Genomic DNA, 471 nt, shown 5'->3' with positions numbered 1-471 from the left:
GGAAACTCTGAAGGGGTCGGTCATACCCCAGATGAACCACTGCTAATCTACCAAACGCTACAGCCGGAAATCGCCGAGCTACGCAACCAACAGAAGGATATGCTGGGGAATGCTCTGTCATCGTCATCGCAAACAGAACCAATCCATAAGTCGATGCCATCATAATGCCAGCCATACTTGCACTTTTTCGGATTCGCCAAGCCGCTTGCAACTCTTGATCATTTCCGGTGAGCAGACACCAAAGTAAAACGGGTAAGCCCATCGCCCAAAACTGCGCACCAAGATAGAAGATCGCGCTGTATTGATCGCTGAAAATAGTTGATGCTTGCTGAGTCAGTAACGTTAATGCCTCTTTGTCCACCACAGAGTAACCTGTCGTGCCAATTGCCGCGATCAACGCCCAAAACACGCCTACATTTAGATACGCCACCAAAGAAACTTGGCGAACATAAGTCAACGGCACCAAAATGC

The 471-nt window shown here is 48.8% G+C and carries 1 pseudogene; it reads right to left on the bottom strand.

Annotated features, from left to right (window positions below):
- Window positions 1-471: pseudogene (locus UF06_RS18595) on the bottom strand (multidrug transporter); the annotation flags it as partial.

The sequence above is a fragment of the Vibrio sp. S234-5 genome (assembly GCF_000960595.1).
Lineage (GTDB): Bacteria > Pseudomonadota > Gammaproteobacteria > Enterobacterales > Vibrionaceae > Vibrio.
Note: the sequence above shows the minus strand (reverse complement) of the source record. Positions and strands in the feature narration are given on the sequence as shown.